This is a genomic window from Gluconobacter sp. R75690, from assembly GCF_015244525.1.
In the GTDB taxonomy this organism is placed as follows: domain Bacteria; phylum Pseudomonadota; class Alphaproteobacteria; order Acetobacterales; family Acetobacteraceae; genus Gluconobacter; species Gluconobacter potus.
The window spans coordinates 106936-123143 of the sequence record NZ_JABCQB010000007.1; the positions used below are offsets into that span (position 1 = coordinate 106936).

Consider the following 16208-nt stretch of genomic DNA (forward strand, 5'->3'; position numbering starts at 1 on the left):
CATGATCCGTCTCGTCCTGCTTGATATCGAGGGTACAACCCTGCCGATCTCTTTCGTGCGGGACGTCATGTTCCCTTACGCCGCGAAAGCTCTCCCGGCCCTGATGCAGGATCATACGAACCCGACGGTCGTGGCAGCCCGTGCGGATATCGTCATGGAGCATCCGGGGCAGGACCCGCTGAAGGTCTGTCAGGACTGGATGAAGGCGGACGTGAAGGCCGCACCCCTCAAGACGCTTCAGGGTCTGACCTGGCGTCAGGGCTTTGAGGATCGAACCCTTCAGGCCGATCTGTATCCGGATGTCCCGCCCGCCCTGAAGGCTTGGTCGAAAGGCGGTCTGCGTCTGGCCGTCTACTCGTCAGGCTCCATCCCGTCGCAGAAGCTGCTTTACGGTCATACGGCGCAGGGTGACCTCACGCCGCTGTTCGAGGATTTCTTCGATCTTTCGACCGGCGGAAAAAAAGACGCAGCGTCCTATGAAAAGATCACAGCGGCCGTCGGTCTGCCCGCAGACGAAATCCTGTTCCTGTCCGATATCGGCGCCGAACTGGACGCCGCTCAAAGAGCAGGGCTGAGCGTCTGCCAGCTCGTCCGTGAGCAGGACGGCACCGTTCCCCATCCGGGCGTCCCGCAGGCACCGGACCTGAACGCCGTCTCCACCCAGTTCGGCCTGCCCGTCGCATGATCCTGCATACGGACTGGCGCAACATCCCTGCCTCTGCCCGCAATACGGTTGCGGCCCTGGGCAATTTCGACGGCGTGCATCGCGGGCATGTCCGTCTGCTCGATACGCTGCGGATGGCGCGTCCCGATCATCCGCTTTCGGTCGTCACGTTCGATCCCCATCCCCGTACGCTGTTCCGCCCGCAGGATCCGCCTTTCCGCCTGATGCTGCCGGATGTCCGCGCCGCCGCTCTCGGGGAACAGGGCGTGGATCATGTCTTCCAGATCCCGTTCGATGCGGAATTCTCGCATCTGAGCGCCGAGCAGTTCGTGAACGATGTTCTGGTCAACGGCCTTGGCGTGGCCCATGTGGCCTGCGGGGCAGATTTCGCGTTCGGCCACCGTCGCACCGGCAATATCGAGCGCCTTGAAACCCTTCTGGCACCTCATGGAATCGGGCTGACTATCGTGCCCCAGCTTTCCGATGAGGGCGGCCCGATCTCCTCAAGCCGCATCCGTCGCCTGCTGCAGGAAGGTTATCCCGAACGCGCGGCGCAGGAACTTGGCCGTCCCTGGAGCATCACCGGTCCCGTCATGCACGGAGACCAGCGCGGACGCCTCCTTGGCTTCCCGACCGCCAACATTCCCCTGACCCAGCATGTCGAGCCCGCACGCGGCGTCTATGCCGCGCGCGTCACGCTGCCGGATGGCCGGGTCATTGCCGGCGTCGCCAATATCGGCCGCCGTCCGACCATCAATGACGGTCAGGAAAGCCGGCTCGAAGTCCATCTCTTCGACTTCAACGAAGACCTGTACGGCAAGACCTTGAGTGTCGCCCTGATCGCGCTCCTGCGCGAGGAAAAGAGGTTCTCCGGTCTGGACGAACTCAAGACCCAGATCGCAGCAGATGCCGCGCAGGCTCGGGCCATTCTCGGCGTCTGAATTTCTTCATTCATTTCCCAATTCTGCTGAACCCCTTCTTCGCCTTCGGAGAAGGGTTTTTTTTGCCGTATGTCGTTCCGTGTCATTTTTGCCACAATCAGACAAAGAGAATGAGAATCTTTCGCAATGTTACTGAATCTGTATTGAGAATTAGTCGCATTAACTCTTTAAGGACAGCATCCGTTTTCGTTTGCAGGATCGTGATCCGATGTCGTCCAGAATACCCCGCCACCCACTGGGTCCGCTATCTCTTGCCGCAGGACTGACGCTCGTCTGTTCCGCCGCGCACGCACAGGACGACACCCGGCACCATCACAAGGCCCGTCGTCACCCGGTTCCCAAAAACGACGCAGCTAGCCCCCAGACATCCAAGGCCCTTCCGCCCAAAGCTCCCATATCGGGAACTGTTCCAAAAACGGCGGACAACAGCATCGTCGCAACGCCTGAGGAAACCGAGCATCTGCAGGTCGTCGGCTCTCCGATGAACACGTTGCAGACCCCCATCGGCATTGGCCGGATGCCGGAAGACGTCATGCACACGCCGCAGACGATCAACGTCGTGCCCAAGCTCCTGATGGAACAGCAGAACGTCAAATCGCTCGACGAGGCCCTGCGCAACGTGCCAGGCATCACCGCATCGGTCGGTGAAGGCGAAGGTGGGATGGCGGGCGACCAGTTCCTGATCCGCGGCTTCCAGGCGCAGAACGACATCTACGAAAATGGCCTGCGCGATTTCGGCGTCTATACCCGTGACAGCTTTGATTACGACCATGTCTCGGTCATCAAGGGGCCGTCTTCGGAAGTCTTCGGTAACGGAACGACGGGTGGCGCGATCAACATCACCACCAAGGTCGCCCATCTCGGGGACAGCTACGGTGGCAGCTTCTCGGGTGGTTCTGCGGAGTATTATCGCGGCACGCTCGATTTCAACAAGCAGAGCGGGGACTCCACGGCCATCCGCATCACGGGCATGGGCAACGAGAACAACACGGTCGGCCGGGACAATGTCTTTTCCCATCGCTGGGGTATTGCCCCGTCCATCGCCTTCGGTCTGGGCAAGCGCACGACCTTCACGCTGGAATATTTCCATCAGACGGACAACCGCGTGCCGGATTATGGTGTGCCGGTCGTCACCAAGCCGGGAACGACCATTGCGAAGCCACTGACGGAATATGGCCTGAACCGCAACAACTGGTACGGCACGACCTATGATCAGGATGCGTCGAATGTGGACATGCTGACGGCGCGCCTGAAATTCGACCTGAACAAGAACATCACGTTCTACAACGATGCGCGCGGTGGCATGTACAGCCGGTATTTCTCCGCGTCACAGCCGGGCTGTGATACGACCTGCGCTGCCGAGTATTTCACCGATCCTGAAGCGGCGACCATCAACCGGCGTGGTCATCTGGGCGGTCCGGAGCCTTATCAGCAGAACGACTGGTCCGTGCAGGACGTGTTCTCGGGCATCGCGAAGTTCTCGACTGGCAGCATCCGTCACCAGATCATCGCTGGTGTCGATATCTCGCATGTCTATGACCGGCGCACGAACTACGCCTACAATTTCAACGGCCAGAATGGCACGCAGACTGATACGACAAGCCTGCTCCACCCTTCCGCCACCCAGCCGGGTCTCCTGCTTGGCTCACTTGGCCAGTACAGCGGAAATCTCGTGAACATTTCCGGTGTCGGCCATGCCCTGTACAAAACGGGCGATGCCACGGATGTCGGTGCGTTTTTTTCTGAACAGATGTGGCTGGCACCCTGGTTCTCGATCCGTGGCGGCTTCCGCTGGGATCACTGGGACAGCCACTATTCCGCCAATGGCGGCACGGCTGGCGCCGGCGTGTCTTATGGACAGACGCAGGACACGTTCAATCCGACCGTCAGCCTGATGTACACGCCGACCAGCAACATCATGGTCTATTTCAACTGGGCGCAGTCCACCACGCCGCTGGGCCTGTATGTGACGAACAGCTCCGAACCCCTGAAATCCACGACGCAGGGTTTTAGTCCCGAACGCAGCAGTCTTTACGAGCTGGGTGCGAAGTATAACGCCTTCCACGGTCGCATGGGCTTTGCAGCTTCCGTGTTCCGTCTGGAAAAGGGCAACGCGCTCATGACCGACCCTTCGACGGGGGATGTCTCTTCGTCCAGCGATCGTCAGCGTAACCAGGGCGTTGAACTCAGCGTTTCGGGCGAAATCCTGAAGAACTGGACCATGATCGGCACCTACGCCTATTACGACGCCACAACCGTGTCATCCCTGACGGCGGCTGATGTCGGCAAGCGCATCCAGTACGCGCCGAAGAACTCCGCCACCATCTGGTCCACCTACACGATCGCGCCGAACCGTCCCTGGAATGTCACGTTCGGCGGTGGTCTGACCTGGCGTGATGGTGTCTACCTGAACGCCACCAATACAGCAGCCGTACCTGCCACCGTGGAATGGGATGCCGTGATTTCCCACAATTTCGGCAAGCACTGGCGCGTCGCCATGAACGGCTACAACCTCGACAACCGCCTGAACTACAGCAACCTGTTCAGCGACCGTGCCACCCCGGCTGTCGGCCGGTCCTTCCTCTTCAACCTTTCGGCGAATTACTGACCGAAACAGCCTCCCCTGACGGAGAAATCCCCATTTCCGTCAGGCGTTCGCGCACCCGCTCCAGCAACTGCGCATCACCTTTCGGCCCCAGCGCCGTCAGCTTCTGATCCATCGCCAGCAGAATGTCGGACGTCGCATCCACGACAGCCTTGCGCCACCAGTCCAGCGCCTCATCGATTTTCCCGGCATCCACAAGCGCCGTGGCATGATTGTGCTGCCCCCGGTAATCGCCGCCTTCCGCTGATTTCCTATACCAGTCCAGCGCCGCCACCCGGTCCTGCGGCACAACCCACCCTTCTTCCAGAAACCGCGCATACAGGTTCATGGATTTCGCATGACCGTTGCCCGCGGCCGTCCGGAACAGGCCCAGCGCCCGCGCCAGATCTGCCCCCATGCCGATCCCGCGCATGGTCATGATGCCCAGATTGTACCGGCCCCATTCGTCTCCCGCGCCCGCTGCGGCCTCGTAACAGCGTGCGGCCTGCTGAAGATCCTTCTCACAGCCCCAGCCGAACTGGAAACACCGTCCCCGCATGTTGTGCCCCGGCCCGAACCCGGCACTGGCCGCGATAGTGAACCAGTCCAGCGCGGCCACCGGATCACGCGGAACATACACGCTGTCCAGCAGCACCTGTCCCCACTGTACGATCTGAAGATGCTGTCCCTTGAGCGCGCCTTGCCTGATTTCCTCGATCTGCGGTGGCAGGGCAGGGGGCTCGGGACGGCGCGTGGGCGCTTTGCGGCCCAGGAACTTCTGAACGATCCGTTTCATCAGAGTGCGGGTACGATCTGCTGGACCTCGAACCCATTCTTGCGGAGCAGGGCGGGCAGACCCTTCGGCCCCGCCATGTGCAGGGAGCCCACGGCCGCGAACAGCGATGTCCCGCTCTCATGGATTTTCTCGATTTTCTGCGCCATGCCGACATTCCGATCATCCAGAAGCCGCGTCATGAAGCGTCGCTCCTGAGCGGTATTCAGGCAGTCGCACCAGTCCTGATAACGATCCAGCCGTTTCACGTCGCTCGAGGCCCACATCTGGGTCAGCTTGCGGTTCTCGGCCTGCGTCTTTCCGGTCGAGATGCCCTTGACGATATCATCAATGAACGCGTCCTCATCCGCAGCGTCAGGACCGATCAGCAGATCCCGCTGCATCTGCACCGTCTCCAGCCCGATCAGAGGCTTTTTCAGACTTCCTGCCATGCCCTGCAGAACGGCATCCACCGCATAATCCGGATAATATCCATCCTGGCGTGACGCCAGGGATTCGACACCAGCCGCTTCCACGCCAACCGCCACATGCGCGAACGCGGCACTCGGCACGCATTGCTGATCCATGAGCGCATCCACTTTCGCCTTGCGCCCGGACTGCACGAGATGCGCCCATCGGGCCGGATCTTCGGGCTGGCGCAGAGTGGTCGCGGTGTCGGGCGCGTTCAGATCAAGCTCCAGCGCGACCTCGCTGCTGTGCAGGATCGCAGCGCGCGTCAGCGGACCCGGCATCAGCCAGTCCTGTTTTGCAACATGCAGCGTCCCATACAGCCACGACGAATGACCGTCCTTCGTCACCTTCCACAGGAAACCGCGGTCCGGTGACGTCTGGAACATCTGCGCCATCCGGCTCTTGTCCGGCACGCTCGCCGGTGCCGGACAGCGGGGCGCCTGTGCATACGCGGAAGATCCAAATCCCGCACAGAGACCCAGAACAAGCCCGGCAACGGACTGGAAAAGACGATGTAACTGCACGGATCTGCCTTCTGCAAAAAGCACCATATCCGGCATCATCCGCCACTCCTGCCGTCCCCGCAACCCGCGTCCGGAAGCTGTCCTGAGACAGGCCCGCATTGCTGCTTCCCTCACCCCCGGACTTGACCGGATTGGCCCGCAATCTCCATATGGTTCCCCCTTTGTGTGAATGACCGAAACTGGCCCGTCCCCATGTCCGATAAGACCCCCGATCCTTCCGTCGCAGCCTTCAAGGAACAGCAGGACCGCTACCGCGATACCGTGTTTCTCCCCCGCACCGGTTTTCCGATGCGCGGTGGCCTGCCCAGGCGCGAGCCCGAAACGCTCGCCCGCTGGGCCGCGACAGGACTGGACGAAAAAATCCGGGAGGCCGGGAAGGGACGTCCCGTCTTCACGCTTCATGACGGACCGCCCTACGCCAACGGCCACATTCACATCGGACACGCCCTGAACAAGGTGATGAAGGACGTCATCAACCGCGCCCATCGCATGTCGGGGTATGAAGTCCGCTATCTTCCGGGCTGGGACTGCCACGGCCTGCCGATCGAATGGCGGATCGAGGAACAGTATCGCAAGGCCGGCAAGGACAAGGATCAGGTGCCCTTGCTCCAGTTCCGTGCCGAGTGCCGCCAGTACGCCGCCGAATGGGTGCAGAAGCAGGCCGAGGACTTCAAGCGCATCGGCGTTCAGGCCGAATGGGCCAACCGCTATGTGACGATGGACTTCAGCTCCGAAGCCAAGATCGTCGATGAGATCGGCAAGTTCCTGCTCAATGGCAGCCTCTATCGCGGCCTGCGCCCCGTCATGTGGAGTCCGGTCGAGAAGACGGCCCTGGCCGAAGCCGAGATCGAATATCACGACATCGACTCCACCACGATCTTCGTAGCCTTCCCGATCATCAAGGACCCGACGCCCGCCCACGCCCTGAACGGCGTGTCGGCTGTCATCTGGACGACCACGCCTTGGACTATCCCGGCCAACCGCGCGCTCGCCTATGGTCCGGACATCACCTATGTCGTCCTGCGCGTCGATGAGACGAACGAGAACAGCCTCGTCCCGCAGGGTGCGAAGCTGCTGGTGGCCGAGGATCGTGTGGACGCGTTCTGCACGGAGACGGGCATCACCGCACATCACATCCTCTACACGCTGCCAGGCAACGGGCTTGAAGGCGCGGTCTGCGCCCATCCGCTGCGTGGCCGTGGCTATGAGTATGACGTGCCGATGCTGCCGGGCGATTTCGTCACGACCGATGCCGGTACGGGCCTCGTCCACATGGCGCCGTCCCACGGTCAGGACGACTTCATGCTCTGCCGCCAGTACGGCATCGAAGTCCCCGAACTCGTGCAGGATGACGGTCGCTATGCCCCGTGGGTTCCGCATCTGGCCGGCATCCATGTCTTCAAGGCGGCCGATCCGGTCTGCGACCTGCTGACCGAAGCCCGCCAGTCCGCCGAACATGACGACGCCCCCGCTACCGGCCTGATGGCCCGCGGAACGGTCCGTCATTCCTATCCGCATTCCTGGCGTTCCAAGGCGCCGATCATCTTCCGCGCCACACCGCAGTGGTTCATCGCGATGGATGGCGAGACGAAGCTGCGCGAAAAGTCGCTGAGCGCGCTGGATAACGTCACCTTCGTCCCTGAAGCTGCCCGCCGTCGCCTGACCTCCATGATCGAGCAGCGCCCCGACTGGTGCATCTCCCGCCAGCGCGCCTGGGGTGTGCCGATCGCGGTCTTCGTCGAGAAGCGCACCGGCGACGTCCTGCGTGATCCGGCCGTCATGCAGCGAATCGTCGAGGCTTTCCGCGAAAAGGGTGCGGATATCTGGTACGAAGCCGACCCGGCGCTCTTCTTGGGTGAAGGCCGTGATCCCGCCGATTACGAGCAGGTCTTCGACATCGTGGACGTCTGGTTCGAGAGCGGCTCCACCCATCGCTTCGATCTCGGGCAGGAAGGTCTGAATTTCCCGGCCGATCTCTATCTCGAAGGCTCCGACCAGCATCGCGGCTGGTTCCAGTCCTCCCTGCTGGAAAGCGTCGGCACGATGGGTGTTGCGCCCTACAAGGCGCTCGTGACCAATGGCTTCGTCATGGACGAACAGGGCCGCAAGATGTCCAAGTCGCTGGGCAATGTCGTGGCGCCTTCGGACGTGACCGACAGCCTCGGCGCCGACATCCTGCGTCTGTGGGTCCTGAACTCGGACACGAACGAAGACCTCCGCATCGGGCAGGAAATTCTCAAGCAGCAGGGCGAACTTTACCGCCGCCTGCGCAACACGCTGCGCTGGCTGCTGGGCGCGCTGGACGGCTTCACGCCCGAAGAAGCCGTGCCCTACGCCGATCTGCCGCCGCTGGAGCAGTATATCCTGCACCGCCTGTCGGAACTGCGTGGCCTGATCGCCAGTGCGGTCGAGACGCATCAGTGGGTTGGTGTCTATCCGGCACTGCACGGCTTCTGCACCACCGATCTCTCGGCCTTCTATTTCGACATCCGCAAGGATGCGATCTACTGCGATGCCCCGTCCGACCCGACCCGCCGTGCCGCCCGCACGGTGCTGGACGCCCTGCATCGCGCGCTCTGCACCTGGCTGGCCCCCGTCCTCGTTTTCACGGCCGAGGAAGCCTGGCAGGCCCGCTTCGGCGAGGAGGACAGTGTCCATCTCGCGCAGTTCTTCGAACCGGAAGCCGAGTGGAACGACCCGGAACTCGGCAACCGCTGGGAAGACATCCGCGCCTATCGCCGCCTGATCACGACCGAGCTGGAAACGGCTCGCCGTGACGGCACGATCGGCTCCTCGCTCGAAGCCAGCGTCACGCTGCCGCTTTCGCAGGAAGAGGCCGGGATTTTCGGCGGGCTGGACTGGGCCGAGCTGCTCATCACGTCCCATGCCGAAACCGAACTGCTGCCGGGTGACACGGCCCATGGCGGCCCGCAGGTCGAGCGTGCGCCGGGCCATAAATGCGCCCGCTGCTGGAAGGTCCTGCCTGAAGTCGGGGAAGACGCCGACCATCCGGCCCTGTGTCGCCGCTGCATCGACGTGGTGAGTGCCTGATGTCCCTGTGGCATGAGGGCATGAGCCGGACAGGCCGCATGGTTCTGGGGTTTGCCCTGCTGGTTCTGGTCCTCGTTCTGGATCAGGCCAGCAAGGACTGGATCCTCTATGTCTATCACCTGCCGGACCGGGGATCGGTCGAGATCCTGCCGTTCCTGAACTTCACGATGGTCTGGAACCACGCCGTGACGTTCGGCATGTTCGGCGGCCTCGGCAGCCGTGGGCCGTGGGTCTTCTGCGCGGTCTCTCTGATCGCCGTGGGGCTTCTGGTCTGGACCCTGACCCGCACGAAGCGCACGCTCGTGGCGGCGGCCTGCGGGGCGATTGCAGGTGGCGCCATCGGCAATGTCATCGATCGCCTGCGCTATGGGGCAGTCGTGGATTTCCTGCATGCCCATGCTTTTGGCTGGTCATGGTATGTCTTCAATATCGCGGATTCAGGGATTGTCTGCGGCGTCGCCGTCTGGCTGATTGATTCCCTGCTCGCCGAACGTCAGGCAGCTGCCAAGTGATGCGGTCACGGAACTTGTTCCAATGGCTTGCTCCGGCGCCGCGCGGACTGTAGGAGTGTTGCATCATGATCGCGTCCCAGGGGCCCTCCATGCGCCGTAACCGTCTTTCCGTTGCCCGTCTCAGTGTCCAGATGGGTGCCATGGCTTCCGTCGGCCTGCTGCTTTCGGGCTGCTCGGGCGCCGATGTCTCACGCGCGATCGGTCTCGAACGGGCCATGCCCGACGAGTACACCGTCACGACCCGTGCCCCGCTCTCCATGCCGCCTTCCGAGCAGATGCAGCTCCCCGGTGCCGCAGATGCCCATCGTCCGGACGAAAGCCCGCGGATGCAGGCGCTCGAAACCCTGTCGCCGGACACGGCCCTGCATCCGGATTCCGGCAAGGGCAGCACCGGCCAGACCGCACTGGTCGGACAGGTGGACAAGTCCGCCAGCGCACCGAACAATGCCGAGCTTGGCGCGGCCGATGCCGGTTTCGTGGATAACCTGATGTTCTGGAAGGGCGGCAATGCCGGTTCCGTCGTCGATGGTGACGCCGAAAACCGCCGTATCCGCGAGAACTCGGCCCTGGGCCGCAATCCCGCAACGGGTGCGACCCCGACCGTCAGAAAGAAGAAGGCCTTCCTCGGCGTTCTCTGAAGTACCCTCCGTCCCGACTGCCCCCTGATTGGGTGGACGGGACGGCCCTGTCTGCCGTCCAGCCCCTGTCTGCCGTCCAGCCCCTGTCCGGACGATGAGGAGGCATCGTGTCCGAGGCCCCGTCCTTTCCCCGCCCCACAATCCGTCGTCTTTCCGGCCACGTTATCGATCTGATTGCGGCTGGTGAAGTCATCGAGCGTCCTGCTGCTGCTCTGAAGGAACTGGTGGAGAACGCCATTGATGCAGGCGCGACCTGCATCGTGGTTGCCCTGCGCGCAGGCGGGACGGACCGTATCGACGTTACCGACAATGGCTGCGGCATGAGTCCGGTCGAGCTGGAACTGGCCGTCGAGCGGCACTGCACTTCCAAATTGCAGGATGAACGTCTCGTCCAGATCCGCACACTGGGTTTCCGGGGCGAGGCGCTCCCCTCCATCGGCGCCAGCGCGCGCCTGTCCATCACGTCCCGCACGCCAGAGTCCGATACCGCCTGGTGCATCCGGGTGGATGGGGGTGTCATCACGCCGCCCCAGCCCGCGTCCGGCCCGGTCGGCACGCGTATCGTCGTGACAGATCTGTTCTTCGCCACCCCGGCGCGGCGCAAGTTCCTCAAGAGCGCCCGCGTCGAAAGCGGCCATGCCGAATCCGTCATGCGTCGTCTGGCCCTGTCCGCGCCTCATTGCGCCATGCGCGTCCTGCTGGACGACAAGGTTCTGTTCGACCTGCCCGAGCAGAGCCCCATTACGCGGGCAGCTTCCGTTCTGGATACGACTCCTGACACGCTGATTCCCCTCGACGAACAGCGCGGGGCTGTGCGTCTGTCTGGCTTCGCCTGCGGCCCGGCCCGCACCCGCGCCACTGGATCGGGGCAGTTCATTCTGGTCAACAACCGCCCGGTAACGGACCCCATGCTCCGGACCGCCATCCGCGTGGCCTACCGTCCCGTGATCGAGCGTGGCCGCTTCCCGGTCATGGCGCTGCATCTGACCGTGCCGCTGGAACGGCTGGACGTGAACGTCCATCCCGCCAAGACGGAGCTGCGGTTTGCCGACGAAGCCGAAATCCGGTCTCTCGTGATTGGCGGTTTGGGCCGGGCGCTGGGTCATGGTTCGAATGGCGGTGGTGGCATTCATGCGAGCTTCGGTTCGCGGCCGTCCATCGTCTATCCGCCCCGGCCGCCGGAGCCACGGGAAGCTCCGGCTTCCGTACCGCTACAGGGCAGCCTTTCGACCGGTTATGCTCCGCGGTCCTCGCCTCTGCCGGACGCCACTCAGTCTCTGGTCCGACCGGGTTTTGCGGAAACGGACCCGGCTTTCGCCCCCGCTGCCCGTGCTCCGCAGCAGCCTGAAGCGCTTGATCCTGCATTCCCGCTGGGTGCTGCCATCGCGCAGGTCTTCGATACCTATATCCTGGCCCTCGCTCCCGATGGGGACCTCGTCCTCGTGGACCAGCACGCCGCCCATGAGCGTCTGACCCATGAACGCCTGCGAGAACAGTACGCCAATGGCGGCACGCTGCGGTCGCAGGCCCTGCTCCTGCCGGAAGTGGTGGACCTGCCGCGTCGTGAGGCGGAAGCCCTCATGGCCCAGGCCGAAGACCTGTCAAAACTGGGGATCGATCTTGAATCCTTCGGCCCCGGCAGTGTTCTTTTGCGATCGGTGCCGGCCCTTCTGGGCGCTCAGGACATTCAGGGGCTCCTGAAGGATATTGCCGACGAACTGGCCAGTGATCCGGATCTGGACGCTGCCAGTACGGGAAGTTTCTCGCATCATCTGGATGCCATTCTCGCACGCATGGCATGTCATGGCAGCATCCGCGCAGGTCGTCGCCTCAAGCCCGAGGAAATGGATGCCCTGTTGCGCGAGATGGAACTGACACCGCGTGCAAATACTTGCTCGCATGGACGGCCGACATGGCTCAAACTGACACGGCGTGAACTTGAACGTCTTTTTGGGCGCGTTAAATAACACGCAGGGTTGAAGAGCGGTTTCTTGCAACACCATGTTAGGACCAGCGGCGATCACTTTGGCGGCAGGAAAGACAACAGAATGTCAGCGTCACTAAAAGGCAGTTCCGAGGTCAGCAATACCTCGCTCATCCAATCTCTGCGGGCCATCGTGGGCGCGCGGCACGTCCTGACGAAGCCGTCGGCGACCTACCGCTTCCGCAAGGGCTTCCGCTTTGGCATGGGCGACGTTGTTGCGGTGCTTCAGCCGGGGAGTCTGGTCGAACTGTGGCGCGCCGCAAAGCTCTGTGCCGAAACAGGCCGGATCATCATCATGCAGGCCGCCAATACCGGCCTGACCGGCGGTTCCACCCCTGACGGCAACGACTATGACCGTGATGTCGTCATCATCAGCACGAACCGCCTGGACGGCATTCACCTGATCGGTGAGGGCAAGCAGGTCGTCTGCCTGCCGGGCTCCACGCTGCATGATCTGGAAGAAAAACTGGCTGCCATTGGGCGTGAGCCTCATTCTGTCATCGGCTCGTCCTGTATCGGCGCCTCGGTTCTGGGCGGCGTCAGCAACAATTCCGGTGGCGCGCTGGTCCAGCGCGGACCGGCCTTCACCGAGATGGCCCTGTTCGGCCAGATGGGCGAGGACGGCAAGCTCCACCTCGTCAACCATCTGGGTATCCGTATTGAAGGCAATCCCGAGCAGATCCTTGCCGCCGTACAGGCCGGTCAGCTTCCGGAAAGCGCCATCGACTGGAAGGCCGGTCGTGGTCATGACGAGAACTATGCCACCCATGTCCGCGACGTGGACGCCGACACTCCCGCCCGTTTCAATGCCGATCCCAACCGCTGGTATGAAGCTGCGGGCTGTGCGGGCAAGCTGGTCGTGTTTGCTGTCCGTCTCGACACGTTCGAAGCCAACAAGAATCCGGGCGTGTTCTATATCGGGACGAACAACACATCCGATCTCGAAGACCTTCGCCGCCATGTTCTGACCCATTTCGACGAGTTGCCGATCGCCGGTGAGTACCTGCACCGGGATGCGTTCAATATCGCCGAAAAATACGGCAAGGACACGTTTGCGGTCATCCGCTATTTCGGTACGAAATATCTGCCGATGTTCTTCTCCATGAAGTCCCGCTTCGACGTTTTCGCGCAGCGCCTGCCGTTCCTGTCCGATCATTTCAGCGATCTGGCGATGCAGTTCCTCAGTCGCTTCCTGCCGAAACAGCTTCCCCAGCGTATGTGCGATTACCGCGACCGCTTTGAGCATCACCTGATGCTCAAGGTCTCCGCCCACATGACCGGACCTGTCCGCGCCTATCTGGAGCAGTGGGCCTCAAGCACGGGCGGCGCTTTCTTTGAATGTACGCCGGATGAAGGCACACGCGCCTTCCTGCACCGCTTCGCCGCAGCCGGTGCCGCCGTGCGTTATCGTGCGGTCCACACGAAAACCGCTGAAGACATCGTGGCGCTCGATGTTGCCCTGCGTCGCAATGACCGCGAGTGGTTCGAGGTCCTGCCCAAGGAAATCGAGGACAAGATCATCGTTAAACTCTATTACGGCCACTTCTTCTGTCATGTGATGCACCAGGATTACGTGATCAAAAAGGGCTACAACGCCATGCAGGTGGAGCACGACATGCTCCCCGGACTGGACGCCCGTGGCGCCCGTTATCCGGCGGAACACAATGTCGGGCATCTCTACAAGGCGCCGGACGAGATGGTTGCCCATTACCGCAGCCTCGATCCCTGCAACTGCTTCAATCCCGGCATTGGTCTGGCAACGAAGAAGCGGAACTGGGTTGCCGAGAGCGTCTGACGCGCTCCCGGCTTGGCTCTTTGTCAGAATGCGGCGGTCAGGTTCATGTTGAAGGACCGCCCCATTCCCGGCAACGGCCCCAGAATACCCGTGGCGTCATAGTCACCCAGTGAGAGGCCGCCGAGCGGCAGGTAATATCGCTGGTTCAGCACGTTCGCCAGTTCGGCATTGAGCGTGAAATACCGCCAGCGATAGCTCCCCCCAAGCCCCAGCAGCGCATAGCCCGGCGTGCGGGGCTCGTTGCGCAGCCAGTCCACGGTGTCCTTGGACTTTACGAGCGTTACTTCGACGCGTCCCGTCCAGTTCTCGTACGTCTCGTGCAGCCCGATCACACCATTCGCCGGCATCTGGTGATACAGGCCCGAATGCGTCACCAGATCCACGCCGCGGACCCAGTTGATGTTCCCGACAAGCTCGCCCCGTCCGTAAGCCGGCCTGTCCCAAAGACGTACGGACCCAGAGGCGTTGATGCCGTAGCTCTGGGCATTGTGGTTGACGAAACCCAGCATCGACAGCCCGTTCGAGAAGCTGCCCAGGCGGCGGACGTTAATGTAGTTGTGCGTGTAGGTGTAAAACGGCTGGATCTTCAGGTCCCAGCGCTGCATCGGGTTGGGGTCATGCCAGTCCACCGTCACGCTGGCCGTATTGGCGACTTCGGGCGACAGGTTCAGGTTCCCCACATAGCCGTTGCCATCGCCAAACCAGCCGATCATGCGCGTCGCCATGCTGCCCATGCCCCAGGCATAGCGCTCATACAGGTTAGGCGAGCGCGTCTTGCGGGCATAGCCACCTTCAATGGACAGGCTGTCCAGCGGCTTCCATCGCCCCGTTGCCGTGACATCGAAATTGACGTCCGTCCGGCCGCGTGACGCCTTGTTGAATGTCTCGGCTGCGGCAGCATCCGCCATCGACATCATGCTGCTCCAGGAATAGGGGGCGACCTTCCCCGTATTCATCATCACGACGTCATTGCGGAACCCGAGCTGCGTGGAAAAGCGTGGCAGCCACTGCGCATCCCATTCCACGAAATGGCCCAGCCGGTCCCGATGGCCGTTATTGATGTTGTGATAGGTGCCAGGCCCCATCATCGTGCTGCCCTGCAAAGGCGGCCACCAGTCGTTCAGCCCGTTATGATCGAAGGAACTGCCCAGCTTCAGCGTATGCTTCAGCCCGAGCGGAATGGTCGCCTTGATCGCATAAGCCGCTGTCCGCGCATCCGTGTTCATCGGCATACCCGTGGTGGCACTGTGACCGCCCTTGTCCGACAGCATGTCCATGACATGCGTCACCCGCTGCCATGACCCGCGCACATCCAGGGTGCCCCAGTTGAAGTCGCCCTTGTACTTGCCGTTCACGAAGGTCGAACGGTTGTTCGTCATGTCCATATACTGGTTGGGAAAGCCTTCATACGGGATGTCCTGCTGACCGAACGTCAGGGCCAGCAGATGATTGGCCTTCTTCACGCCCAGCGTCACCGCATGGTTGAAGCTCAGGTAATCCGTGGACCGCACGTGCTGTCCGTTTCCGCCAGCCTGATAGTCGCTGGCATGGGAATAGGACGCCGTATAGCGCAGACTGAACATGTCATTGGCGACGGTCAGGGACCCGGAAGCACCGGAGCCGCCGCCATTGCTGCGATAGTCGCCACGCACATGTCCGGTCACGAGGATGTTGCCCGCTTTCGCAAAGAGCGGGTCTTTCCGCTCGATCTCCACGGTGCCGCCGATGCTGTCCCCGCCCAGACTGACAGGCGTGATGCCCGCAATCGCCACGGCGCGGGAGACGCTGTCCTGATCGACATAAGACATGGCCGGATTCATGTGGTTCGGGCAGGCGGCATCAATCCGCATCCCGTCCACGAGCGTCGCCACCCGATCATCGGCCATGCCGTTCAGAACGGGCAGGGCGGAAACCCCGCCTGCGGAATAGGTGCTGTAGCCCAGCGCATGGTCCAGAAGATGCGCCGTATCCGCGCTGGTTGTCCGGGGCTGGCGCACACCATTGACGGTCAGATGTTCGGCTTTGCCGGCTTCGACGGAGTCCGGCTGGGGCAGGGTTTCCTGAGCAGACGCCCCTGAAAAGGCGCTCAGGGTCAAAATGATGGCCGCCAGGTACGGGCGCACGTGAGGTGCACCGCCTGCGCGGGCGCTGAAAAAGGGGAGCATGATCCGCATCCTCGACTGGTCTGAAATCCAGTCACGGCGAATCACGTCCTGAAGGGCCGCCCGAAACGGGCAGACCGCAGGAAGTTCCGTCCTCCGCCATGACCACG

11 protein-coding genes are annotated in these 16208 nt (G+C 62.3%); 8 read left to right on the forward strand and 3 right to left on the reverse strand.

The window, feature by feature from the left end; all coding sequences use genetic code 11:
- The first annotated feature begins 1 nt into the window (after position 1).
- The 3 genes from mtnC (at position 2) to HKD27_RS10190 (ending at position 4213) form a co-directional block, all read left to right on the forward strand.
- Positions 2–685, forward strand: coding sequence for an acireductone synthase (mtnC, locus tag HKD27_RS10180; RefSeq protein WP_194689408.1), 684 nt, complete (start codon positions 2–4; stop codon positions 683–685).
- Entirely contained in the window at positions 682–1605 is a 924-nt protein-coding gene (locus HKD27_RS10185) for a bifunctional riboflavin kinase/FAD synthetase (protein ID WP_194689407.1), read from the forward strand. The genes mtnC and HKD27_RS10185 overlap by 4 nt, the downstream gene beginning before the upstream one ends.
- Before the next feature lie 208 nt (positions 1606–1813).
- Positions 1814–4213: a TonB-dependent siderophore receptor gene (locus HKD27_RS10190; protein ID WP_194689406.1), complete on the forward strand. Its 2400-nt coding sequence runs from the start codon at positions 1814–1816 to the stop codon at positions 4211–4213.
- On the opposite strand, the gene HKD27_RS10195 is transcribed toward HKD27_RS10190, so the two are convergent.
- The gene (locus HKD27_RS10195; protein ID WP_194689405.1) at positions 4191–4985 is read right to left on the reverse strand and encodes a tetratricopeptide repeat protein; all 795 of its coding nucleotides are present in this window, start codon (positions 4983–4985) and stop codon (positions 4191–4193) included. The two genes, HKD27_RS10190 and HKD27_RS10195, sit on opposite strands and share 23 nt — an antisense overlap.
- A complete protein-coding gene (locus HKD27_RS10200) occupies positions 4985–6055 on the reverse strand; it encodes a TraB/GumN family protein (protein WP_228518441.1) in 1071 nt (356 codons plus the stop codon). Before HKD27_RS10200 ends, HKD27_RS10195 begins: the two co-directional genes overlap by 1 nt.
- Before the next feature lie 93 nt (positions 6056–6148).
- On the opposite strand from HKD27_RS10200, the gene ileS reads away from it, so the two are divergent.
- The 5 genes from ileS (at position 6149) to dld (ending at position 13936) form a co-directional block, all read left to right on the forward strand.
- Positions 6149–9007 (forward strand): isoleucine--tRNA ligase, encoded by a 2859-nt coding sequence (gene ileS, locus HKD27_RS10205; protein ID WP_194689404.1) that lies wholly within the window; start codon positions 6149–6151, stop codon positions 9005–9007.
- The gene (gene lspA / locus HKD27_RS10210) at positions 9007–9519 is read left to right on the forward strand and encodes a signal peptidase II (protein WP_194689403.1); all 513 of its coding nucleotides are present in this window, start codon (positions 9007–9009) and stop codon (positions 9517–9519) included. Before ileS ends, lspA begins: the two co-directional genes overlap by 1 nt.
- A gap of 65 nt (positions 9520–9584) precedes the next feature.
- Positions 9585–10157, forward strand: a complete 573-nt coding sequence (locus HKD27_RS10215) for a DUF3035 domain-containing protein (protein WP_011252804.1) — start codon at positions 9585–9587, stop codon at positions 10155–10157.
- Between the two features lie 107 nt (positions 10158–10264).
- A complete protein-coding gene (mutL, locus tag HKD27_RS10220; protein WP_194689402.1) occupies positions 10265–12124 on the forward strand; it encodes a DNA mismatch repair endonuclease MutL in 1860 nt (619 codons plus the stop codon).
- Positions 12125–12205: 81 nt separating this feature from the next.
- Positions 12206–13936 carry a D-lactate dehydrogenase gene (gene dld, locus HKD27_RS10225; protein ID WP_194689401.1) on the forward strand — a complete coding sequence of 577 codons (1731 nt, stop codon included), beginning with the start codon at positions 12206–12208 and terminating at the stop codon, positions 13934–13936.
- Between the two features lie 23 nt (positions 13937–13959).
- Here the strand turns inward: dld and HKD27_RS10230 are convergent, their stop codons facing one another.
- A complete protein-coding gene (locus HKD27_RS10230; protein WP_194689400.1) occupies positions 13960–16101 on the reverse strand; it encodes a TonB-dependent receptor in 2142 nt (713 codons plus the stop codon).
- Positions 16102–16208: the final 107 nt, after the last annotated feature.